Annotated in this window: 14 protein-coding genes and 2 pseudogenes; 7 read left to right on the top strand and 9 right to left on the bottom strand. The window is 68.6% G+C overall.

Annotated features, from left to right (window positions below):
• Positions 1-153: 153 nt before the first annotated feature.
• Entirely contained in the window at positions 154-1,071 is a 918-nt protein-coding gene (locus OIE69_RS02180; RefSeq protein WP_326570218.1) for a helix-turn-helix transcriptional regulator, read from the top strand.
• A 116-nt stretch (positions 1,072-1,187) separates the two neighbouring features.
• On the opposite strand, the pseudogene OIE69_RS02175 reads toward OIE69_RS02180, so the two are convergent.
• Both OIE69_RS02175 and OIE69_RS02170 read right to left on the bottom strand, forming a co-directional pair.
• Positions 1,188-1,337: pseudogene (locus OIE69_RS02175) on the bottom strand (transcriptional regulator); the annotation flags it as partial.
• A gap of 168 nt (positions 1,338-1,505) precedes the next feature.
• On the bottom strand, positions 1,506-2,102 hold the full coding sequence (locus OIE69_RS02170; RefSeq protein WP_326570217.1) for a TetR/AcrR family transcriptional regulator: 597 nt from the start codon (positions 2,100-2,102) through the stop codon (positions 1,506-1,508).
• A 104-nt stretch (positions 2,103-2,206) separates the two neighbouring features.
• Here OIE69_RS02170 and OIE69_RS02165 point away from each other — a divergent pair, with 104 nt between their 5' ends.
• Complete coding sequence (locus tag OIE69_RS02165) at positions 2,207-2,908, top strand: SDR family oxidoreductase (protein WP_326570216.1); 702 nt, start codon at positions 2,207-2,209, stop codon at positions 2,906-2,908.
• Between the two features lie 182 nt (positions 2,909-3,090).
• Positions 3,091-3,936 carry an MBL fold metallo-hydrolase gene (locus tag OIE69_RS02160; protein WP_326570215.1) on the top strand — a complete coding sequence of 282 codons (846 nt, stop codon included), beginning with the start codon at positions 3,091-3,093 and terminating at the stop codon, positions 3,934-3,936.
• 292 nt (positions 3,937-4,228) lie between these two features.
• Here OIE69_RS02160 and OIE69_RS02155 read toward each other — a convergent pair whose 3' ends face one another.
• The 3 genes from OIE69_RS02155 to OIE69_RS02145 all read right to left on the bottom strand — a co-directional run bounded on the left by OIE69_RS02155 (position 4,229) and on the right by OIE69_RS02145 (position 9,771).
• Positions 4,229-6,541: an FdhF/YdeP family oxidoreductase gene (locus tag OIE69_RS02155; RefSeq protein ID WP_326570214.1), complete on the bottom strand. Its 2,313-nt coding sequence runs from the start codon at positions 6,539-6,541 to the stop codon at positions 4,229-4,231.
• 35 nt (positions 6,542-6,576) lie between these two features.
• Positions 6,577-7,095, bottom strand: a complete 519-nt coding sequence (locus tag OIE69_RS02150; protein WP_326570213.1) for an SRPBCC family protein — start codon at positions 7,093-7,095, stop codon at positions 6,577-6,579.
• Between the two features lie 1,086 nt (positions 7,096-8,181).
• Positions 8,182-9,771, bottom strand: a complete 1,590-nt coding sequence (locus tag OIE69_RS02145; protein WP_326570212.1) for an MFS transporter — start codon at positions 9,769-9,771, stop codon at positions 8,182-8,184.
• 899 nt (positions 9,772-10,670) lie between these two features.
• Here OIE69_RS02145 and OIE69_RS02140 point away from each other — a divergent pair.
• A complete protein-coding gene (locus OIE69_RS02140) occupies positions 10,671-11,699 on the top strand; it encodes an alpha/beta fold hydrolase (protein ID WP_326570211.1) in 1,029 nt (342 codons plus the stop codon).
• 157 nt (positions 11,700-11,856) lie between these two features.
• Here the strand turns inward: OIE69_RS02140 and OIE69_RS02135 are convergent, their stop codons facing one another.
• The 4 genes and pseudogenes from OIE69_RS02135 to OIE69_RS02120 form a co-directional block, all read right to left on the bottom strand.
• Positions 11,857-13,746 (bottom strand): ATP-binding cassette domain-containing protein, encoded by a 1,890-nt coding sequence (locus OIE69_RS02135; RefSeq protein WP_326570210.1) that lies wholly within the window; start codon positions 13,744-13,746, stop codon positions 11,857-11,859.
• Positions 13,747-14,066: 320 nt separating this feature from the next.
• A pseudogene (locus tag OIE69_RS02130) lies at positions 14,067-14,266 on the bottom strand (TetR family transcriptional regulator); the annotation flags it as partial.
• A gap of 174 nt (positions 14,267-14,440) precedes the next feature.
• Complete coding sequence (locus tag OIE69_RS02125) at positions 14,441-16,852, bottom strand: right-handed parallel beta-helix repeat-containing protein (protein ID WP_326570209.1); 2,412 nt, start codon at positions 16,850-16,852, stop codon at positions 14,441-14,443.
• Between the two features lie 356 nt (positions 16,853-17,208).
• Complete coding sequence (locus tag OIE69_RS02120; RefSeq protein ID WP_392567645.1) at positions 17,209-18,204, bottom strand: aldo/keto reductase; 996 nt, start codon at positions 18,202-18,204, stop codon at positions 17,209-17,211.
• Between the two features lie 142 nt (positions 18,205-18,346).
• Here OIE69_RS02120 and OIE69_RS02115 point away from each other — a divergent pair, with 142 nt between their 5' ends.
• The 3 genes from OIE69_RS02115 to OIE69_RS02105 all read left to right on the top strand — a co-directional run bounded on the left by OIE69_RS02115 (position 18,347) and on the right by OIE69_RS02105 (position 22,033).
• A complete protein-coding gene (locus OIE69_RS02115) occupies positions 18,347-19,366 on the top strand; it encodes a zinc-dependent alcohol dehydrogenase (protein ID WP_326570207.1) in 1,020 nt (339 codons plus the stop codon).
• Positions 19,363-20,124 (top strand): SDR family oxidoreductase, encoded by a 762-nt coding sequence (locus OIE69_RS02110; protein ID WP_326570206.1) that lies wholly within the window; start codon positions 19,363-19,365, stop codon positions 20,122-20,124. The genes OIE69_RS02115 and OIE69_RS02110 overlap by 4 nt, the downstream gene beginning before the upstream one ends.
• Positions 20,125-20,662: 538 nt before the next feature.
• Positions 20,663-22,033: an ABC transporter substrate-binding protein gene (locus OIE69_RS02105; protein ID WP_326570205.1), complete on the top strand. Its 1,371-nt coding sequence runs from the start codon at positions 20,663-20,665 to the stop codon at positions 22,031-22,033.

Below are 22,033 nucleotides of genomic sequence, written 5' to 3'. Positions count from 1 at the left end.
GTGCTCCGTCCCGCGAGCCGGGTACGGCTGCTGGGCGGCCGTATCCCACTCTCGCCCGTGTTCGGCGCAGGTGGCAGGGCGAGCTGTTCAGGGGTAATGACAGGGCCCCTCACTTCGCTGCCGCCCAGGTCAGCGCGGTGTGACACTGATGTCATGGCATCGGAGCACCCCACCGGCGGTAGCGAGGGCGCGGAGCTGGGCCGTTTCCTGCGCGCCCGCCGCACCCAGACCAGCCCGCGGCAGGCCGGTCTCACCGTCGGCCCAGGGCTGCGCCGCACGCCGGGGCTGCGTCGCGAAGAGCTGGCCACCCTCGCCGGGATCAGCATCGACTACTACGTGCGCCTCGAACGCGGCAAGGAGACCCGCCCCAGCCCCTCCGTCCTCGACGCGCTCGCCCGCGCACTGCACCTGGACGACCAGGAACACCAGCACCTGCGGGATCTGGCCGCCCGGGCCGCCCGCTACGCGCCCGAGACGCCGCCCGCGCCGAGCCGGACCGTGCGCCCGCATCTGAAGCTGCTGCTGGAATCGCTGCGCCCCAACCCCGCCTACGTCATCAGCCGCAGCATGGACATGTTGGCGTGGAACCCCGGTGGCCTCGCTCTGTACGCAGGCTTGGAGGACTGGCCGGCCAAGCACCGCAACCTCGCCCGCTACCTCTTCCTCCACCCGGCCGCCCGCACCCTGTTCCCGGACTGGGACCGCCAGATCACCGCCTGCGCAGCCCGGCTGCGCGCCGTCGCAGGCACCGCCCCCGACGCCCCCGACCTGACCAATCTGGTCGGCGAACTCCTCCTGAAAAGCCCCGACTTCGCCCGGCTCTGGGAACGCTACGAGGTCACCGGCCGCAAGCCCGCACAGAAGACCTTCCACCACCCCCGCGTCGGCACCGTCACCCTCACCTCCCAGTCCATGCAACTGGAAGGCACCCCCGGACAGCGCATCGGCGTCTACACCGCCGAACCCGGCACCCCCGACCACGACGCCTTGCTCCTACTGGACATGACCGCAGCGCAACCGACGCAGCGCCCAGCCGGGGCGGACGCGGAGCAGTCCCGCCAGCAGCCCTGAACGGGGGCGCCGGCCCTGCCACCAGACCAATGTCGAGGTGTCGAGTTCGCGAGAGCTGTCGTCCAGCACTGTTGTCGCGAATTTGGTGACGGGCGGTCAGCTGCTCTGCTGTGTATGGGGGAGTCGGATTCCTGGGTGGCTGCCCACGATGCTGGCAGGCGCAGGCTCTCTTCCGATGGGGAGCCGGGTCCGGCGGCATGGATGGTGAGGGTGGATCCAGGCGCCGCCGCCATCTCAAGGCCCTCGTAGGCGGGGGTGAGGTCGCCGCGGTGTGTCGAAGCGCAGCGTCTCGGCAAGCCGTCGTGGTCGCCCCGGAAGTCAAACTGACCCTGCAGAGGCGGGAGTCGGTCGCCTTGGACGCGTCTGGGTGGGTGTCGGTGCCGGCCTCTGGGCGGGTCCCCGGGGCGTGACTCCATCGACTCGGCCCCGCCCTGTCAGGGCATTCCCGCCGTGTCCAGCAAGGCCGTGGCGGTGGCCGTGGCCAGCCCGCCCAGGTGCTGGGCCTGGGCGACGACGCGGGAGCTGGATCCGTCGAAGGCCACGGTGAGCTGGCGGGCGAGCAGATCCGGGTCCTGCGCGCCGCCACGACGGGCCTCCTCGCGGAAGAAGTCGGTGAGCGCGTCCTTGTAGCGCCGGGCGACCACGCTGGCGGGGTGCTCGGGGTCCTTGAGCTCGAACGCGGTCGCCAGGAACGGGCAGCCGAGGTAGTCCGATGACGCGGACAGCGACTCGAGGCGCTCGAAGACGTGCATGATGCGTTCGCGCGGTGGCAGGTCGGCTTCGGGGGCGGGCAGCAGCGCGCCCAGGTAGCGGGAACCCGCACGGTCCAGGCTCGCGGCAAGGACGTCGTCCTTGCTCGTGAAGAGCTGGTACATCGACCGCTTGGAGACGCCGGCCGCGCGGCACAGTGCCTCGATGCCGATGTTGACGCCTTCCCGGTAGAAGAGCGCGGCCGCGGCATCGAGGAGCCTTTCGCGAGTCGGAGCCGCCGTGGCGGTGGCAACGGGCGAGGCGGGTGTGCTGGACGTCATAGGAGTGAGCTTACGCCTTGTGTTGCAGAGATGAAACCGATCGGTTTACGGTACTGGAAACCGATCGGTTTCCGCCGGTCGGCCGACAAGCCGGGAGTAGATCCATGACCGCAATCGCAGGTTCGACCGTGCTCGTCACCGGAGGCAGCCGAGGCATCGGCCGGGCCCTGGTCGAGTCCCTGTACACCCGAGGCGCCAAGAAGGTCTACGCCACCGCCCGCGACCCCCGCACCATCACCCACCCCGGCGCCGTCGCGCTGCCTCTGGAGGTCACCGACCCCGCCTCGGTGGCCGCCGTCGCGGAACAGGCACAGGACGTCACCATCCTGATCAACAACGCGGCTGCGGCCATAGCGGCGTCATTCCTGACCTCCCCCGTGGACGACGTTCGCCGCGAGTTCGACACCAACTTCTACGGCCCCCTGCAGATGACCCGCGCCTTCGCCCCGATCATCGAGGCCAACGGCGGCGGCCACTTGCTCAACGTGCACTCCGTCCTCTCCTGGGTCGCGCTCTCCGGCTCCTACAGCGCGTCCAAGGCCGCACTGTGGTCACAGACCAACTCGCTGCGCCTGGAGCTGAAGCCGCGCGGCATCACGGTCACCGGGCTGCACGTCGGCTACGTGGACACCGACATGGCGGCTCACGTCGACGCGCCGAAGACGTCGCCGCAGAGCGTCGCGGAGCAGGCGCTGGACGGAATCGAAGCCGACGCCTACGAGGTGCTCGCCGATGACCTGTCCCGCCAGGTCAAGGCGGGCCTGGCAGCCGACCTCGCCGCCTTGTACCCGCAACTGACGGGCTGACCCAAGCACCCCGCCGCGACGTCCGCGGGCGCGAACGACGACCTTGCCCGGGACGCGCGGCAACCGGCCCGAGCGCCGAGGACCGGACCAGTCGTTCGCCGCCCGCCTCGGCCGTCAGCTCCAGCCGTCCCCGTAGCAGCCAGTCTCTTGACCCCTAACAGCCATGAACGAGAGGTATTGTCATGCCGTCAAACGGTGCACTCGCGTACGAGGTCTTCATCGCCGACCCGATCCCGCTGAGCGTGCCCGAGCTCGTCCCCAACGGCGACCGGCGGACGTTTTCTCCCCTGTCCGTCACGCTCATCTACGGCGAGCGTGACGCCGTGCTCGTCGACCCGCCCATGACTTCGGCTCAGGCCGAGGCCGTCGGTGAGTGGATCGACGCCAGCGGTAGGAACCTGACCCACATTTTCGCCACTCACGGTCACGGCGACCACTGGTTCACCGCCGGTGTCCTGTCCGAGCGATTCGGCGCCCAGGTCGTCGCGACGACCGGCACGATCAGGCAGATGCACCACAACGTGTCGATCCGTGCAGGCTTCTGGGACAAGTTCCTACCCGGCCAGATCCCGGACACTCCGGTCACGGCCGTCACCGTGCCCGACAACCGGTTCACGCTCGAAGACCACGATCTGGTGATCATCGAAGCCGGCCACAGCGACACCGACGACACGAGCGTCCTGCATGTCCCCGACCTCGACCTCGTGGTCGCGGGCGACGTGATCTACAACGGCGTGCACCAGTTCCTGGTCGAGGCCGGACAAGGCGGACTGGACGCATGGCGCCGAGCCATCGGAATCGTCGAAGACCTCAAGCCTCGCCGGATCGTCGCCGGACACAAGAACAAGGGGCTCGACGACGATGCCACCCGCTCCATCCATGAGACCCGCCAGTACCTCGACACCGCCGCCGAGTTGCTCCTCCAGCACGACAGCGCGCTCGGCTTCTTCAACGCCATGCTGCAGCGGTTCCCCGAGCGCCTGAATCCGGGCGCCCTGTGGGGCGGAGCCGTCGCACTTTATTCCTGACTTCCAATCGGTGACCGTGCACAGCAGCCGGCCATGAGGCCCCGCCTTGGAAGCCATTGCATCGATGAGGTCCGGCAGCAGAATCCTGCTGGAGTACAAGGTGTCGGCCCCATTCGGCATTGACGCGGTGCAAGGCGCTCCGCCAACAAAGCCCTTCAGAAGGGGGAGGGTTCAAGATAAACGGACGTGGCCATAGTGTTGCCGGTGCCCTGACCGGGGTGATGCGACGCTTGCTCTGACGGCCCGAAGGGGTAGGCGTGCCCCGGGCGTTGAGGAGCCATGGGGCACCGGCTCACCGTGGCGAGGCGTCGGGGCGGGTGTCCGCGGGCTCCAGCCGGACGACGATGCCCTTCGAGGTGGGCTGGTTGCTGGTCTCGGCCACGCTCTCCAGCGGCACCAGGACCTGCGTCTCCGGGTAGTACGCAGCGGCGCACCCCAGCGCGGTCGGGTAGGGGACGACCTCGAAGCCCTCCGCGCGGCGCTCCACGTTGTCGGACCACACGCTCACCAGGTCCACCGGCTGTCCTCCTCGGAGGCCGAGGTCGGTCAGGTCCGCGGGGTTGACCAGGACGACGCGACGGCTGCCGTGGATGCCCCGGTAACGGTCGTTGTTGGTGTAGGGGATGGTGTTCCACTGGTCGTGGGAGCGCAGGGTCTGCAGGAGCAGGTGCCCGTCCGGGGCCTGCGGCATGGCCCAGGCGTTGCGGGTGAACATGGCCTTGCCGGTGGCGGTGGCGAAGACGCCCTCGTTGACCGGGTTCGGCAGCCTGATGCCGCCCGGCCGGACCACGCGCCGGTTGAAGTCGTGCAGCCCCGGCAGGATGTGGGCGATCCGGTGGCGGATCGTGCCGTAGTCGGTCTCGAACTGCCTCCACGGGATGTCGGTTCTGCCGTCGAGGGTGTGCCTGGCGATCCGGCACAGGATGGCGATCTCGCTGAGCAGCAGTTTGGATGCCGGCTCCAGGCGTCCTCGGGAGGTGTGCACCTCGCTCATCGAGTTCTCGACGGTGACGAACTGCTCGCCGCAGGGCTGGACGTCCCGTTCGGTGCGGCCCAGTGTCGGCAGGATGAGTGCCGTGCGGCCGCAGACCGCGTGGGACCTGTTGAGCTTGGTGGAGATGTGGGCGGTCAGTCGGCACCGCCGCATGGCCTCCTCGGTGACCGCGCTGTCGGGCGCGGCTCGGACGAAGTTGCCCGCGAGGGCGAGGAAGACCTTGATGCGGCCTTCCCGCATGGCCTTGATCGAGTTGACGGAGTCCATGCCGTGGGCGCGTGGCGGGTCGAAGCCGAACTCCCGCTGCAGCGCGTCGAGGAACGAGTCCGGCATCTGCTCCCAGATGCCCATCGTGCGGTCGCCTTGTACGTTGCTGTGTCCGCGTACCGGGCAGGCACCGGCCCCGGCCCTGCCGAGGTTGCCGCGCAGCAGGAGAAAGTTGACGATCTCCCGGATGGTGGGGACGGCGTGCCGGTGCTGCGTCACGCCCATGGCCCAGCAGACGATGACGCGCTCGCTGCGCAGCACGTCGTCGCGTACGTCCTCGATCTCCTCGCGGGTCAGTCCCGTCGCGGGGAGGATCTGGTCCCATCCGATGCCGCGGGCGTGCTGTGCGAACTCCTCGAAACCGCTGGTGCTGGAGCGGATGAAGTCGTGGTCGAGCACGCTGCCGGGCCGGGCGTCCTCGGCCTCCAGCAGCAGCCTGTTCAGGCCCTGGAACAGCGCGAGGTCGCCACCGCTGCGGATGTGCAGGAACCGGTCGGCGATCTGGGTGCCGTGTCCGATGATCCCGCGCGCCTTCTGCGGGTTCTTGAACCGGATCAGCCCGGCTTCCGGCAGCGGGTTGACCGCGACGATGCGGGCGCCGTTGCGCTTGGCCTCCTCCAGGGCGGAGAGCTGCCTCGGATGGTTCGTTCCGGGGTTCTGGCCCACCAGGAAGATCAGGTCGGCGTGGTGCAGGTCGTCCAGGCTCACTGTTCCCTTGCCGGTGCCGAGGGTCTCGTGGAGGGCGGTGCCGCTGGACTCGTGGCACATGTTGCTGCAGTCGGGCAGGTTGTTGGTGCCGAACGCCCTGGCGAAGAGCTGCAAGACGAAGGCGGCCTCGTTGCTGGCCCGGCCGGAGGTGTAGAAGACCGCCTCGTCGGGTGAGTCGAGCGCGTTCAGCTCCACGGCGATCAGTTCGAAGGCGTCCCGCCAGCTGATCGGTTCGTAGTGGTCCGCGTCCGGTCGCTTGACCATCGGTTCGGTGAGCCGGCCCTGCTGGTTCAGCCAGAGGTCCGAGGCCTGTTCCAGCTCGGAGACCGAGTGCCGCCGGAAGAAGTCGGCGGTGATGCGGCGCGTCGTGGCCTCGTCGTTGATGTGCTTGGCACCGTTCTCGCAGTACTCGTTGCGGTGCCGGTGGCCGGGAGCGGGGTCCGCCCAGGCGCAGCCGGGGCAGTCGATGCCGTCCACCTGGTTCATGGTCAGCAGGGTCACTCCGGTGCGCGCGACCGAGGTCTCCTCGAGGGAGTACTCCAGCGCGTGCCGTACGGCGGGTACTCCCGCGGCCCAGTCCTTGGGCGCAGTCGTGTCGAGTGTTTCGTCCGGCTCTTCTCGGGGGGCCTTCTTCATGAGGTGCGTCCCTCGTTCTCTCGTGCGCGGATCGCTTACCCGACGGGCCACCGCGGGACCCGGCTGCGTGGCGGTTCCGGCTCCAGCGGCAGTACGTGTCCGTTGTGGATGGACGCGCGCCAGGCCCCGCTCTCCTCGCCCAGGCCCTCGATGTACTCCTTGAAGTTCCGCAGCTCGGCGCGGACGACCCGGCGGGTGACCCCGAGGCCGTTGGTGACGGCGTCCCTGAGTCCGCGCCGCGTGGTCTCGATCCGCACGGTCATCACGGTGCGGTCCGGTGCCACGGAGCGGAACGACACCGTGCCCCGGTGGTACGGGCTGCGCTCCAGGCTCTGCCAGACGAGGTGCGAGTCCGGCCGCTGCTCCACGATCTCCGCCTTGAACTCCCTGTGCAACGGGCCGATCCCGATGACCCAGCGGGTGACCGCGGGGTTGATCTGCTCGACCCGCTTCACCGCGGACATGAAACGTGGAAAGCTCTTGAACTGGGTCCACTGGTTGTACGCGGTTCGTACGGGGACCGCGACCTCGACCACTTCTTCGACGGTTGTCATGGCCCACCCTCTCCAGGCGCCGCTCTTCCCAGTGTCACCGGCCTGTCGGCACGTCGCATGTGGATGCGCGCGGGGCAGGGACCCGAGCCGGGCTCCAGTGACCCTCCGCACAGCAACCATCACATATTGCGGCGAGGGTGATCCCCTCGGCCTGCAGGGCTTGCCACCGTTTGCGGTGGCGGCGGAGACATCAGGAGCGACAGGACCGACGCCGTGGCCCCTGCCGCGTTCCAGCGCGGCGCCGAAGAAGATCGTCACGGGGACCTGGGTATTGGACTTGCAGGAGTGATGCCGGATCGCCGCCCGGCCGACTGGCGATGGCGGCTCGGCTTCCACAGACCTGACCGAACAGGTCGTCGGAGAAGCCTGCGGCCTGTGGTAGCGCGTCCTTGGTTATCCACAGCGATACGGTGTCGATGGCGAGTGTCCTGTCGATGCAGAAGTCGCCGGGGTCCTGCATCCGGCCCCGTGTGCAGGTGTCGGGGCGTGGAGCGGGGCCCCAAGGGGGAGTGTTTGGGGCCCCGATTGCGCACTGGCGGCCTTCCCGGGCTCCGTTCGGCCAGCCAGCCAGCCAGCCAGCCAGCCCCGTGCCACGAGGCGCTTGGCGTTCGACCGCACTCCCTCGACCTTCACGGGCACCGGCTGAAGCCCGAGCGCGGCGGCGACCTGCCGGCAGTCCATCGCTTCTTTGACCGGTCCGTCCGGGCCAGTCAGGATGTCCATGATCTGCCGGTAATCCGGCGCGAGCACCCCGGCCTCCAGCCCCTCCCGCCACACCGGGACTACCGAACCGCGCACGGCGCCGGCCACGGGCGCCGGCCGGCTACCGGCTGCTGCCCCCGGCGTCTGCCCAGTGTCATCAGGCTCGGTCAGGACCTGCCCGACCGCCGTGCTTGCTTCTCGCAACGCGCCGTCGCTCCGGCTTGGTTCTCGCTCGGTACCACGCACACGCCACCCGACGGTCTTTCGCCCTGGGGGCGAAACCCCTCTTTCCTGCCCTGCTCCGCAGGGGTCCGATTCCTCCCCGGCCTGAAGGCCGGGGCATCCTCGGAGGAACCCGGTGACCCATCATGGAAAAGGAAGCCCTCAGGCAGCCGAGTTTTTGCGGAGCCGGTGTGTCGGCAGGTGCCGGGTGGACGGGAAGCCGGCGAGCGCGATGGCGGCGGTGGCGAGGACGGCGGCTTTGAGGCTGCCGAGCTGTGCCTCGGCGTATTCGGCCACGAGGGCGTCGGCCTCGGGCTTGCCAAGGCCCGCGCGCTCTGCCGCGGCTCGTACCTGGTCGGTGCCGACGAAGCTGACGCCCGCCTCGATGGTGATGCCGACCTGCTGACGTGCCGCGTTGGAGATCTCCGGGTTCTCTTCGATCCGCGTGGTGAACACGTGCACCAGTGCCCCGATGAGCAGCGAGCCGATGAGGGCGGTTCCCAGGGAGGATCCCAGGTTTTGAGCGGTGTACTGCAGACCGCCTACCTCGCTGCGTTCCGACTCGCCGACGCTCGATTGGACGACGTTGCCGAGTTGGGAGGCGAGCAGGCCCATACCCGCACCAAGCAAGGCCATCGCCCATGCGAAGGAAAGATCGTTGAGGGATGGAGTGATGGTGGCGAGCAGCCAGAGAATCGCCGCGATGAGAATCAGCAGAGCCGTACGGACCACCGTGCGGGGGGAGGCGATCCGGCCGAGCAGGGGGCCGCTCATGGAGACCACGAGCATGCTGATCGACACCGGTAGCAGCCGCAGCCCCGTCTCGAAGGCACTGAGGCCCTGCACGATCTGGAGGTACAGAGGGATGACGAAGAACAGGCCCAGCAGGATGAGGTTCTGACTGAGCAATGCGGCAAGGCCGGCCCGTAGAGCGGGCACGCCGAACAGCGAGAACCGCACGAGGGGTTCGTGCCCACGTGCCTCCTGCCGTCGCTCCCACAACCGGAACAACCACAGCACGACGGCCCCGGCAGCGATGACGAAGACGGTGAGGGAGAAGCCGAAGACGGTCACGGGGGAGTTGCGGGGGCGCAGCCACCCCCAGGTGCTGCTTTGCAGGACGCCCAGCACCACGAGGGCCAGGCCGATGGAGGACAGCGCGGCCCCGGCCTTGTCGAGGTGCGGTCGGGAGCCGCCGTGGGGCTGGTCCTCGATCCAGCGCATGCCCAAGAGGATGGCAGCCACCAGCACGACCTCGGCGGCGAAGACCAGACGCCAGGTCAGGTAGGTGGTCACCCAGCCACCGACCAAGGGTCCGACTGCGATGCCGGCTCCGGCCAGGCCGCCGATGACCCCGTAGGCGACGGCCCGGTCCCGGCCCTGGTAGGTCCCGGCCACGAGGGCGGCAAGCGCCGGGAGGACCAGTGCCGCGCCGAGCCCTTCGATCACGGACCAGCCCAGGATGAGCACCCACAGCGTCGGGGACACAGCGGTGAGGGCGGAGCCCGTGGCGTACACGATCAGTCCGATGCCGAATACCTTGCGGCGTCCGAGCATGTCCCCGAGTTTCCCACCCGTGATCATGAGGGCTGCCATGACGAGGGTGTAGAGGGTGATGACGGCCTGAATCGCGGTGACCTCGGTGTCGAAGTCCTCGACCAACTGGCTGATCGAGACGTTCATGACCGAGGTGTCGAGCACCATCAGGAACTGGGCGGTACCGAGGATGATCAGAGCCCGCCATCGCCTCACCGCTTGCACCTCCAGAGGTTCCGGTGTGCGTCACGGCTTGCGCGCGCGACCCCTCAGGTCACCATAAAGCAGGCATAACCTCACTTTCAGTACATTCGGTGCTTGAGCTGTGGCGTTTGCTCCTGCGTGGCCTGTGTCGGTCAGCGCAGGATCTTCTCCAGGGCGCGTTGGAACTCCTCGTCCGTGAGGTCGCCCTTGGCCGCTACCGCCGGTGTCAGATCTCCAACTCGCCCACGAGGTCGGCGAAACCGAGTGCGCGCAGCACGTTGCCTGCCGCGGTCGATTCTCGCCTGCACCGTGTGAGCGGCCTGGCGGTCGGTCAGGTTCTCCGCGAACTGCGGCACGCTGACGGGCGCCAGCTGGCCCGGAGCGATGCCAGGGCGGCCACGCACCTGGTCACCGGCCTGGCCGCCCGGCTGTGCCGTGCGGAGGGCCGCAAGGGACGGATCGGCGCCGGTGCCGGAGCCGACCCATCTGGCCGTCGACGGTGATCCCGTCAAGGACCCCGCCGCCCTTCTGGACGTGCGGGCCGTCTTCCGGCCGGCATCCGGGTGCGCTGACCTCCGCCGGGCGGCGTCGCCTCGCGTGCCGTCGGCGGGCGACCTGTCAGGGGTGGGAGGCCGTCCCCCCAATGGCGTATCCCCGGGTGCTGTGCTCATGATGGTCGCGTAGGGCCGACGTTCAGCTCTGCCTCCGCCGGCGTGTACAGCCTGGTGGGCAGGCGATCCGCCTTTGCCCGCACTCCTTGCCGCTGCGGGAATTCCATGGCCCGCTGGGTCGTGCGCGGCGTCGCCGGTGCAACAGCGTACATCGCTGACGTTTGGCCGTGATCACGCGCACTGGTGGCCTGCGGCAACAAAATGACCTCCCTCATACGAATCACTTCAGGTGGGTGAATCGTGGATACACCAACCAGGAAAACCGGCAGGCTCGCCGCGCTCATCGCAGTGCTGGCTGCTGCCCTGCTGGTCGCCCCGAGCGCGAGCGCCGGAGCATGGGGCGACAGCCGCGGGCAGGACACGGCGGCGGGAGAGTCTCCCTCCCCGTCGTCCTTCCCGCAGGCGAAGCCTCCCCCCGGTTTCACTTCCAAGTACGCAGAAGTGAACGGCTTCCGCATGCACTACCTGCGGGGCGGCAAAGGTTCACCGGTCGTGCTGATCCACGGCTTCCCCCAGTCGTGGGCGGAGTGGCGGGACCAGATGGGCCCGCTCTCCAAGAACCACACCGTGATCGCGGTGGACCTTCGCGGCGCCGGCAACTCTGACGTCACCAAGGGCGGTTACGCGAAGACGCAAATGGCCGAGGACGTACATGAGCTGCTGAAGAAGCTGAAGCTGAACGACGGCGTCCAGGTCGTCGGGCACGACGTCGGTCTGTGGGTCAGCTACGCCTACGCGGCCCAGTGGCCGCAGGAGGTGCGCCGTATGGCCGTGATGGAGGCTCCCATCCCGGACGACAGCCTGTACCGCTTCCCGGCGCTGGAGGCCAACCCGAAGACCCCCTCGATGTGGCACTTCGGGCTGTTCCAGCTGCCGCTCGCCGAGCAGCTCATCTCCGGTCACGAGCGCGTCTTCGTCCAGGGCTTCATCGAGGAGCTTCTGGCCGACAAATCGGCGTTCACGAAGGACGACTACGACTTCTACGCCCATTACCTGAAGGAGCCGGGCCGCACGGTGGCCTGGATGAAGATGTACCGCGAGCTGCGCGGGGACGTGGACCAGAACAAGAAGTTCCTGGCGGAAGGCAAGCTGCGGATGCCGGTCCTGGCTATCGGCGGCCAGGCGTCGTTCGGCGGCAAGATCGCCGACCAATGGCGCGACTATGCCGTGAACGTCGAGGGCCGGGTCATCAAGGGGTCGGGTCACTGGGTGACCGAGGAGAAGCCCAAGGAAGTGACGAACCTGCTGCAGTCCTTCCTGCAGAAGTAGGGTGCCGCGGCGAACGGCGGTCCCCGCGGTAACCGTGACAGCGCCATCGGCGCCACAGGCCGCGGGGGGTGGGGGATGCGGCCCTCGGCAGTGGGGGGTGGGAGCACGGATCGTCCTCGGCGGTGCCGGTCCGGCTGATCGGCGGGGGCGTGACGGATCAGCGGTCCTGGGAGAGTTCCAGGAGTTCGGCGAAGGTTCCGCCGGCGTGGAGGAGGTCGTCGTACCGTCCCTGCTCGGTGATCCGGCCGTGTTCCATTACGACGATATGGTCGGCGATCTTGGTGTTCTCGAGGCGGTGCGTGACGATGACCGTGATGCGCTCGGCGGCGATGGCCTTGATCTGTTCGAAGATCTGGTGCTCGCCGCGCGGGTCCATCTGGGAGGTCGGCTCGTCCAGGATCAGCAGCCCCGGGCGCCTGTACAGGGCCCTTGAGCAGGCGATGCGCTGCCATTGCCCGCCGGAGAGCTCCGTGCCGCCGAAGATGTCGCGGGCCAGGAGGGTGTCCAGGCCCGCGGGCAGGTCCTCGACGGCCTCGCGCAGGCCGACCGCGTCGATGGCCTGCCACACGGGGGTGTCGTCGTGGGTGCGGGGCTGGCCGAGGGTGACGTTCTCGCGGACCCGCAGCGGCCACTGTGCGAAGATCTGCGGCACCAGGCCGGTGTTGGCCCACACCGTGGCGGGGTCCACTTCGGCCAGGTCGGTGCCGTTCCACGTGACCTTGCCCTTGTCCGGCAGGTAGATCCCGGTCAGCAGCCGGGTCAGCGTGGACTTCCCCGAGCCGTTCGCGCCGACGATCGCGAGGATCTGGCCGCGTCGCAGGGAAAGGGAGACACCGTCCACGGCGGGCTTGTCCTTGCCCGGGTACTGGTAGACGACCTCCTCGAGCCGGATCTCCTCGGTCGGCGCGGCGTGTGTGCGGGGGCCGCGTTCGGGGGCGCGGGCGGTGGCGTCGTCGAGGAAAGCCTGCAGGTCGCCCAGGTACAAGCTGGTGTGGAAGACCGCGGCGCCGTTGACGACCACCTGGGAGAGTGCGGCGAGCGTGGTCTGCACGGCGACGACAGCGGTCGCCGCCACCGCGAGTTCGATCCGGCCGGACACCGCCAGCCACGCCAGCGCGCCCCAGGTCGCGACGAGGAAGACGCCGCCGGCCAGCGCGGCAAGCAGGGCGATCCGCAGGGTACGCGGCGCGGCGGCCAGGGTGCGCCGGTCACACCGGTCGGACAGGGCCCGGTACCAGTAGATGAGGTAGTCGGTCATCGCGTTGGCGCGGACCTCGTCGCCGTTCTTCGACTCGGTCGCCCACCAGCGCATCATGCCGCGCACGTTGCGATCGGCGATGTTGGCGTAGTGGATCTCGTAGTCGACCCGGGCGGTCAGCACGGCGCCGACACCGGCCGGCAGCACCGCCAGCAGGAGCGGTGGCAGCATCAGCGGGTTCAGCACCGACAACACGCCGCCGGCGGTGGTCATGCGGATCAGCGCGGACAGGAACCGCTGGGCGTCAGTGACCATGACGTGCGTGCGGATCACCCCCATCTCGGCTGCCTCGTGCCGATCCGAGAACCCGTCCTCCGCGTACGCCGCCGCCTCCACCCGGCACACCGCCTCGACCAGCGCTGAGTCCGTCTCCGTGGTCAGCCGCGGAGTGATCCGCCGCTCGGCGTACGTGGCCACCGCCCCCGCCGCGCGGCCCAGCGCGGCTGCGAGCGCCACCACCAGCAGCGCCGGAAGGGCGCCGCGCAGCCGCTCGCCGGCAGTGCCGTCCCCGAGGACCGGTTCCATGCCGCGGGCGGTGGCGGCCAGCAGCACGGCGGCCGAAACGCCGGTGACCACCTGGCAGCCGAGAAGCAGTTGCACGGCCCGCCGGTCGGTCCGCAACGACAGCCGGGCGATCCGGCCCAGGACAGCCGGGATCTGCCCGCACATGCGCCGGAACGAGACCTCGGCGAGCGGATTGACGGAGTAGTGCCCGCTGTAGGTGATCTCTGCGGGAGGTGGTGGAGGCGGCTGGGTGTGCTGCTGTGCGTTCGTGGCGGCCGAGGTCAACGTGGCTCCCCTACAGGGTCGTCCGGCGTGGTCGTGAGGCTCAACGAGCCGGCCCTGATATCGAACTGGTGTGTTTCGGACGCTCTCTGAATCCCGAGATAGAGCGCGTGTCGGAGCGTGGACGATGCACCGACCCGTCTCCTGCAACAGGAGCGCGAAGAAACGGGGTTGGCCAAATCGCCGATGGTGCCTCGGAGGGCTGGGCCGCTGATACCGGAACCGCTGCGGTTGCCGGTTGCCACCACTCACCGGACCACTCGGCCCGGACTCGCCGCCGTCCTCTGCTGCTTCAGAAGACTCGTCCGCCTCACCACGTAGGACACGGGCAGGAGGCGGTCGAGGAAGTGGGCGTGCGGCGTCTCGAAGCCGGCGTTGTCGGACCGCAGTACGGCGGCGAGCCCGTCCTTGGTCACCAGGAAGTCGACGAAGAGGTCGATCCATCGCGCCGGCGCGGTGTGCGGGGTCGCGCCGCCCGCCGGCAGCGCGGGGGGCTGGCATTGGCGCAGGCGTCGGCTTGGTGCAGCCGTGCGGGGCGAGCGTACGCCCGCCCCGCACGGCTTTACGGCCGACGGCAGGTCACGTTTGGTGCTCTGGTCCTCTTGTGCGTCCGCTGCCGGGGTCCGCGCACCGCCGGTCCGCCGGCGCGCTCCGCAACACGTCACCGGGCCTGCCGTCGGACGACCGTGAGCGGTATCTACGGCATCATTGCGGCCGTGAATGAGGCGGAGTCGAACTGGTTGATCGCTGACTGCGTGACGTCGTGGGACGTGGAGAAGATGCCCGCGTCCTGCTTCGCTGCGGCCGAGGCCAACGTCACGGGCTGACCGATCGGGACATAGTTGGCGCCGTCGTAGGAGTACGAGGCACTGAACGACGTGCCTGACCGGGTGAGCTTCACCCAGATGGGGCGGTAGATGTCGACACTGGCACGGGCATCGGTGTCCAGGTACCCGTCACCGTTGGCGTCCCACTCGAACACGACGCCGTTGCGGGCGGTGACCGCCACGACGGCGTACCCGGCCGAACTTCCCGCATTGGTCATGTCGTTGCGGACCATGACCCCGGACTTGGCCCAGGCGTTCGCGTCGTTGACCGATACGACCCGGGTGGACACGCTCGCGTCGGCGTTGAACGAGCCGTCCCGGTAGACCGAGCCGAACTGGTCGTCGTGCTGACCGCCGGCGCCCCACACGTCGGCGCCGGCCGCCGCGATCCCGAACCCACCGCCGCGCTGGCCGAAGTACGAGCTGACGGCCGAAGTTCCGGAGGTGCGGAGGCCGGGTGCGACCGGTGCGTCGACCGCGCACCCGCTGAAGCCGAACTGGTTCGCGTTGAGCGACGTCCGGTACTGCGGCGCGACACCCGCCTGGCAGATCACGTCTCGTGCGCCCGCGGGCCAGTTGGCGCCGGTGACCTTCACGTTGTTGATCAGCTGGTTGTTGTGCGCCGCGGCGTTCGGTGTCGAGGCTCCGCCCGAGTTGTACCAGTTATTCTGGATGACGTTGTCGCTGGTGTTGTTGCGGAGGCTGTACGCGTTGGTGAAGAGGAAGGAACCGCCCTGGACCACGTTGTTCTCGTAGGTCATCGAGCGCGAGCCCTCGTCGAGGTAGAGGCCGACTCCCGAGATGTTGAACAGGTAGTTCCTGGCGACGACGCTTCCCGGGCTGGCGGAGAGGTTGTAGACCGATCCGCCGTCGGCGAAGCGCGCCTTCGTGTTGTGCACGAGGTTGCCCTCGACGCGGTTGTCCTTGAGCGTGGTCGGCGTCGTGTAGAGCGTGTTCCACTTGTAGTAGCCGCGGTCGACGTAGTCGTTCGAGCCCCCGGCGTCGTTGATGCCCCAGCCGTATCCGGTGTCGATGCCGTCGTAGGGGACGTTGGAGACCTCGTTGTGCAGGATGCGGGCGCCTGTGACGTAGGTGCTGAGGATGCCGCTGTTGTCCTTGTAGTCCACCGCCACGCGATTGATCGTGTTGTCGGAGATCAGGATGTTCCGGTTGGTCATCCTCGGGTCGCTCGGGTGGTGCGCGTCAGGCAGTACGCCGCCGACCGCGACGCCGTGGCCGCTGTTCTCCATGAACCGGTTGCCGACCACATCGATGTCGCCGGCGCCCAGCCCGACGCCGGTCGCGGTGGCGTTGGCGTCGTTTCCGATGCCCAGCGCCGACTGGCCGAGGTTGGTGAACGTGTTGCCGGTGAACGAGATGCGGCCGGCAGCGGAGACCTGCACGGCGGCGGGTTCCTGGTACCAGCTGGTGCGTGCTCGTTCGAACATCTCGCAGCCGCGTGAGCAGCTGGTGAAGGCGTCGGCGGGGCGGTAGTCGTAGGCGCCCTTGATGAAGAGGCCGTTCTGCTGGACCGCATACCCGTCGGTGGAGGGGCCGAGCCACGAGGTTCCGGAGAACTGGATGCCCTTGAAGGCAAGGCCGGACACGGGCTTGTCGTACGTCCCGCCGATGCTGATCAGTGTCTCCAGGCGGGGCAGCTCGATGTCGAGCCGGTTGGGGTCGACCCCGTTCGCCGGCTTGTAGTAGAGCTTCCCGGCGCCCGGATCTATGTACCACTGGCCGACCTGGGTGAGGAAGCTCAGTGAGTTGTCGAGGTACCAGCTAGGACCGGCCAGGAATGAGTTCTGGACGGTGTCCCAGCCCCAGGTGTTGTTGTCCCACGCCGGTTGCGCCATCGTGATCTCGGTGGCACTGATGCTCTGGACCGGCGAGTAGCGGTTCGTGAAGTCGCCGAGGGACTCGAACTCGATGCGCCCCTGGTCGGGGAGCGTGGCGAGGTAGCTCAGGGCCGGGTTCTTGATGGTGAGGCCGGTCGCGGTGGGAGTGACGTCCGCGTTGGCCAGGCGGATGGCGGCGCGAGGGGCGATCACGCCGTTCACGTAGAGCTGGCGGGTGTCGAGGCCGCTGGGGGTGTCGGCCTCCCAGATGCCCGATCCTGCCTCGGACTTGGACCAGCCGGTGACCTTCGAGGCACCTGTGATGACGGGGTGGGCGCCCGGGGCGGCGGCCCACTGGACCGTGTGGTCGCCGCCGTCATCGCCGGGTCCGAACCGCAGGGGCTCCGAAAGGCGGTAGGTGCCGTCGGCAAGCTGAACGGTCACGTCACCGTGCTTGGTGGCCGGACCGACCACATGCTGAGCCCGCTCGAGCGAGCACGGCTGCGCCTGGCTGCAGTGTCCGGAGCCCTTACCGTCCGGCGCTGCGAAGTACACCGTCCGGGGCGCGGCTTGAGCCTGGAGGGGAATGAGCGCTGATGCGATGACGGCGCAGGTGCCGAGCGCCGCAAGGATGCCCGCCTTGCGCCTCCATCGTCTGCTCACCGAGCGTGTCGAGTCTGACGTCGATGTCATGTTCGATCGCTTCCTGTGCTAGGGGCGTTGATGCCCGACACAGAGTTAGCATACGTATGATGTTTGTGACAAGATTCATATGACGTATGACTCCTGACCCTGGAGGGTCAGCTTGTCCGGACCGGGTCGGGGACGAGCCCTGTGAAGTGCAGCTCCTCCCACAGCGCCTCCGGGATCGCCGCCCGATACCGTGCGACATTGCTCCGCACGTGTTCCTCGGTGCGCATCCCTGTCACCACCGAGACGACCGCGGGATGACGCAACGGGTATTGGACGGCGGCCGCGGGAAGCTCCACGCCGTGTCGCTCACAGACGGCGGCGATGCGGGCGGCACGTTCTACGACGGCCCGCGGCGCCGCCGCGTAGTCGTAGGTCGCCGACTCGTCCACGGCCGTGCTGCTCAGCAGTCCGGAGTTGTAGACCGCCGCGGCGACGACGCCGATGCCGCGGGCGCCGGCGACGGGCAACAGGTCGTCCAGTGCCGATTGGTCGAGAAGCGTGAATCGCCCGGCGACCATGACCACATCGACGTCGGTGTGCCTCACGAACTCGGCCGGCATCGCCGCCTGGTTCATGCCGGCGCCGATGGCACCGACGACACCCTGGTCCCGAAGTTCGGTCAGAGCTGCGATCCCGCTCGACGATGCCGGCCCCCAGTGGTCGTCGGGATCGTGCAGATAGGCGATATCGAGCCGGTCCGTTCCGAGCCGCGCCAGTGACTCCTCCACGGAGCGCAGGATCCCGTCGCGGCTGAAGTCCCAGACCCGCCTCTTCGTCGCCGGCACGATGAACCCGTCGTCGTCGAGCAGGTGACTGGTGTCCGGGCTGTCCACGAGCAGGCGCCCGACCTTCGAGGAGATGACCACACCTCGCCGAGTGGCCGCATGCAGGGCGTCCCCCAGGCGGCGTTCGGACAGTCCGAGGCCGTAGTGCGGCGCGGTGTCGAAGTAGCGGATCCCTTCCTCGGCTGCGGCTCCGACGGCGCGGTGCGACTCGTCGTCGGTCGTCTCGGTGAACAGGTTGCCGAACTGGGCTGCACCGAGGCCCAACTCCGTGAGCTGGTGCCCGGTCCGCAGTCCTCGGGTCGGCAGCGTCTGCTCCATGGATGCGTGGTCGCGCGTCGGCGGCTTGCTGGTCACGAGGTTGAATGTAGCAGCGACAGCATACGTATGATGTTTCCCTGTTAGGCTGCGCAGGGCTGTGGGCCGGTGCGGCCCGCGACTTGAAGAGGAGGAGCCGATCGGCATGTTGGCGGCACATTACGTAGGCGCGCGCACGATGACGGTCGAGGAACGGGAACCGGCTGAGCCGCGTGCGGGGGAGGTCCGGGTCGCCGTGGCCTACGTCGGAATCTGCGGCACGGACCTCCACGTGTTCCACGGGGACATGGACGGCCGGGTCAGCAGGCCGGCGACGATCGGACACGAGATGTCGGGCACCATCGCCGCCCTCGGCGCCGGAGTGGAGGGCTGGTCGGCGGGTGACGCGGTGACCGTCATGCCGTTGGCCTGGGACGGGACCTGTCCGGCCTGCCGCGCGGGGAACGAGCACATCTGCCAGAACCTGGACTTCATAGGCATCGACAGTCCAGGAGCCCTTCAGGAGTACTGGAATGTTCCGGCGTCGACACTCGTGCGGCTGCCCTCGGAGATCTCGCTGCGAGACGCCGCGCTCGTGGAGCCCGTCGCGGTGGCGGTTCACGACGTACGACGTTCCGAACTTGCCGCAGGCGACAAGGCCGTCGTCATCGGTGCGGGCCCGATCGGCGTTCTGATCGCGACCGTCGCTGCCGCGTTCGGTGCCGAGGTCGTGATCGCCGAGATCGACCCGACCCGGCGGGCCGCCGCCGAGGAGATGGGGCTGACGACGCTGGACCCCTCGTCGGACGATCAGGTCTCCTGGGTGGAGGAGTGGACGGACGGCGCCGGAGCGGACGTCGTGTTCGAAGTCTCCGGCTCGGCCGCCGCCGTGCTCGGCGCCACCAGCTTGGCGAAGGTCCGTGGCACGCTCGTGGTGGTGGCCATCCACTCACAACCGCGGCCCGTCGACCTGCACCGCGTGTTCTGGCGGGAGCTGAGATTGCTCGGTGCGCGGGTCTACCAGCGCCACGACTTCGAGCGCGCCGTCGAGCTCCTGGCCGAGGGCGCCATCCCGGCCGACAAGCTCATCACGGGCATCGTGCCCCTGAGGGAGGTCGAAGCGGCCTTCGGTGTCCTCGAGGCCGGGCAGGCGATGAAGCTGCTCGTCGAGGTGAGCGCGTCATGAACCCGTTCGACCTGACCGGGCGCCTCGCTGTCGTGACGGGGGCCAAGCGTGGAATCGGGTTCGCCGTCGCCGAGGCCCTGGCCGCCGCCGGTGCCGACATCGTCGCACTCTCCGCCACCCTCGATCCTGCGTCATCGGAGATCGGCGACCGCGTACGCCGGCTCGGCCGCGAGTTCTCGGGACACCGCGTCGACTTCGCGGACCGGCGGCAGGTGATCCGGTTCGCGGGGGAACTCGCCGCAGGCGAGCGGCCGGTGGACATCCTGGTCAACAACGCCGGGACCATCCGCCGCGCTCCCGCCGCCGAGCACCCCCTGGAATGGTTCGACGAGGTGCTCGAAGTCGACCTCACCAGTACCTTCGTGCTCAGCCAGGTTCTCGGGCGGCGGATGCTGGAGGCGCGGCACGGGCGCATCGTCTTCACCGCCTCCCTGCTCTCGTTCCAGGGCGGGATCAACGTGCCGGGCTATGCGGCGGCCAAGTCCGGCGTGGCGGGACTGATCCGGGCGCTCTCGAACGAGTGGGCCGGACGCGGTGTGACCGTCAACGGCATCGCCCCGGGCTACATCGCGACCGACAACACCCAAGCGCTTCAGGACGACCCTGACCGGTCCCGCGCGATCCTCGAGCGGATACCGGCGGGGCGGTGGGGAACGGCGGAGGACATCGCAGGCGCTGCAGTGTTCCTGGCGTCGGACGCTGCGCGCTACGTCTCCGGGACGATCCTGCCGGTCGACGGCGGCTGGCTCGGCCGATGAGGCTCTTCGAACGCCCGTCGGTGGTGACGACGCTCCGGCAAGAAGCTGCGGCCTGACGGGCGAACACGTGCTGCCCCCCCCGGGGGAGACGATGGGGCTGTTCCGCGCCGCCGACGTCGGCGACCTCCTCGAGGCGGTCGACGCCCGCATCCGGCCGGTGTGCGCGGACAGCAACGTCGCCCTGGGCCTTGGCCGGCCCGGCATTGAGGCGATCCGGGCAGGGCGAGTCGTAAGCGACGCCCACTGGTGGAGAGCGTGGCACTCGTCCACGTCCCTCCACCGGCGTGAGCGACGCGGCAGCAAGTGTTTCCTGGATCTCGGCCGGCTTCGCGACCCCGAGTTGCCAAGAGGCCCTGCCTTCATGCCCGCAGTCGACGGAAACCGATCGAACGAGACCGCCGTCGACGCGCACCCCTCGAGATCGGGACGACAACAGCTTCTCAAGGTGATACGCCTCAGGCCCGTGACAAACATCATACGTATGCCCTACAGTCCTGGCGCGGAGTCGTCAACGAAGTCGACAAGACAAGGACATCTCATGGTCGGAATCCACTCTGTGGTGCGTTGGCGCCGTAAGGCGTCGGCCGTCGCCGTAATGTGTGCCGCGACGGCGCTCCTGAGCCTCGCTGGTTGCGGCGGCCAAGGCAGCTCGGCGAACGGGGCGTACGGGTTTCCCGAAGCCAAGCAGGAGGCCTCCTCGACGATCACGGTCTGGGTGGACGCGGACCGACAGGCTGCCGCGAAGGCGTTCCAGACGGCGAACCCGGACACCAAGATCAAGGTCGTCACCTATGACGGGTCGGCCAACGGGTCCAACTCCTTCCGGACGAAGATGCAGCTCTTCGACCGTGCCGGCAGTGGCTGGCCTGACGTCGTCTTCTCCAGCCAGAACAACGACGCGGCATGGGCCAGTCAGAAGAGCGCCGGCAAGCAGGCGTTCGCGGCCGTGTTGGACAAGGGTCTGGTCCCGAAGGAAACGCTCGGCAACTTCACCGAAGGCTCTCTCAACCCCTGCACGGTGGACGGCCGCGTGTACTGCCTGCGCAACGACCTCGCCCAGGCGGTGCTCTGGTACGACAAGTCCCTGCTGGACCAGTTCGGCTACGCCCTCCCGACCACATGGGAGGAGTACCAGGCGCTCGGGGAGAAGGTCGCCAAGGAGCACCCCGGCTACATCATGGGGACGGCCGGTGACGCCTGGACGCCCGAGGTGTTCATGTGGGGGAGCAAGTGCCAGGCCAACGGCGTGACCGGTCCCAAGTCCGTCACCGTGAAGGCCGACTCGACCGAGTGCAAGCGGGCGGCCTCGATGCTCGACGCCCTCCGCCAGAACGGAACCGTGCCGGTGGTCAGCGTTTTCACTCCTGAGTTCCTGAAGAAGTACTCGGGCAAGGTGCTGATGATGCCGGGTCCGGCCTGGTACGCCGGCGCGATCTTCAACAACCCTCAGTCGCTCAACGTGCCGGCCGGGCGGCTCGGCGTCGGCGCGCCGCTGCCGTGGAAGGGCGAGGGCGGCGCGGTGACGGGCAACGTGGGTGGCGGAACCTGGTTCGTCTCCAGCCATTCGAAGAACCTCAAGGCCGCCGAGAAGTTCGTCCAGTTCGTGACCACGGCCGACGAGTACCAGGTGAATGTCGCACCGGGTTACCCGGCGTACGCGCCCGCCGCACAGAAGTGGATCGCCAAGCAGGAGGCGAGCAAGTACTACGCCACCCCGCTGCAGCCGGTGGTGACCGCCGCGTCGCAGGTCTGGGACGGCTGGGGCTACCCCATGTTCAGCCAGGAGGCGATATGGGCGAAGACGATGACCCCGGGGATCACGGGTGGCAAGTCGATCGTGGACCTGCTGCCGACCTGGCAGAAGGCGATCGAGAACCAGGCCGAGGTCAACGGGTACAAGGTGAACTGA

The organism is Actinacidiphila glaucinigra, from assembly GCF_035918135.1.
Taxonomy (GTDB): Bacteria; Actinomycetota; Actinomycetes; order Streptomycetales; family Streptomycetaceae; genus Actinacidiphila; species Actinacidiphila glaucinigra.
This window is presented reverse-complemented; position numbering and strand designations above follow the sequence as displayed.

Excerpts from the sequence above, each read along its gene's own strand:
- OIE69_RS02180 (WP_326570218.1), top strand. The coding sequence starts at position 154 with ATGGCATCGGAGCACCCCACCGGCGGTAGCGAGGGCGCGGAGCTGGGC.
- OIE69_RS02170 (WP_326570217.1), bottom strand. The coding sequence starts at position 2,102 with ATGACGTCCAGCACACCCGCCTCGCCCGTTGCCACCGCCACGGCGGCT.
- OIE69_RS02165 (WP_326570216.1), top strand. The coding sequence starts at position 2,207 with ATGACCGCAATCGCAGGTTCGACCGTGCTCGTCACCGGAGGCAGCCGA.
- OIE69_RS02160 (WP_326570215.1), top strand. The coding sequence starts at position 3,091 with ATGCCGTCAAACGGTGCACTCGCGTACGAGGTCTTCATCGCCGACCCG.
- OIE69_RS02155 (WP_326570214.1), bottom strand. The coding sequence starts at position 6,541 with ATGAAGAAGGCCCCCCGAGAAGAGCCGGACGAAACACTCGACACGACT.
- OIE69_RS02150 (WP_326570213.1), bottom strand. The coding sequence starts at position 7,095 with ATGACAACCGTCGAAGAAGTGGTCGAGGTCGCGGTCCCCGTACGAACC.
- OIE69_RS02120 (WP_392567645.1), bottom strand. The coding sequence starts at position 18,204 with ATGGAGCAGACGCTGCCGACCCGAGGACTGCGGACCGGGCACCAGCTC.
- OIE69_RS02115 (WP_326570207.1), top strand. The coding sequence starts at position 18,347 with ATGTTGGCGGCACATTACGTAGGCGCGCGCACGATGACGGTCGAGGAA.
- OIE69_RS02110 (WP_326570206.1), top strand. The coding sequence starts at position 19,363 with ATGAACCCGTTCGACCTGACCGGGCGCCTCGCTGTCGTGACGGGGGCC.
- OIE69_RS02105 (WP_326570205.1), top strand. The coding sequence starts at position 20,663 with ATGGTCGGAATCCACTCTGTGGTGCGTTGGCGCCGTAAGGCGTCGGCC.